This window comes from Rhodococcus sp. EPR-147 (assembly GCF_001647185.1).
Lineage (GTDB): Bacteria > Actinomycetota > Actinomycetes > Mycobacteriales > Mycobacteriaceae > Rhodococcoides.
Genome location: NZ_LVCU01000585.1, coordinates 1 through 684, shown reverse-complemented (window position 1 = coordinate 684; position 684 = coordinate 1). Strand labels below are relative to the sequence as shown.

The following is a 684-nucleotide window of genomic DNA, read 5'->3' as shown; positions in this document are numbered from 1 at the left end:
CGACCACCGTGTAGACCAGAATCCATCGTTGGTCCGGTCCGACGAACCACCGCACCATGTGCGGAATCATCAGTCCGACGAATCCGATGGGCCCGGCCGCGGCCGTCGCGGCACCGGCGAGCAGGGTCACTGCGACGACGCCGATGATTCGCGTACGAATCACGTTCGCCCCCAACGACTGGGCCAGATCGTCGCCGAGCGCGATCGCATTGAGAGGCCGAGCGATCAGGGCGGACAGAAAAACTCCGAGCGCGATGAACGGGGCGACTTCGGACGCGATGTCCATACCTCGACCGGCCAACGACCCGGCTCCCCAGAACCTCATCCTGTCGAACGCATCGGGATCGAGCAGCAGCATGCCCGAGGTGATGCCGCCCAGTACAGCTCCGAGCGCAATTCCGGACAGCGTCAACCGAATCGGAGTGGCTCCCGCTCGCCCCAGCGCCCCCAGCGCGTACACCGCGATCGTGCCGACCACCGCGCCGGCGAACGCGAACCAGATGTAGGACCCGATGCCGGTGACACCGAGCACGCCGACGGCGATCGCAACGAAGAACGCCGCCCCGGCGTTGACACCGAGAATTCCCGGGTCGGCCAGCGGATTTCGCGTCATAGCCTGAATCAGCGCACCAGCCACCCCGAGAGCGACTCCCACGAGCAACCCCAGAACGGTACGCGGAAGCC

General features: G+C 66.2%; 1 protein-coding gene. It reads right to left on the bottom strand.

Annotation, left to right across the window (positions count from 1 at the left end):
• On the bottom strand, positions 1-684 hold a 684-nt coding region (locus A2J02_RS26480), incomplete at both ends, for an iron chelate uptake ABC transporter family permease subunit (RefSeq protein ID WP_156516402.1).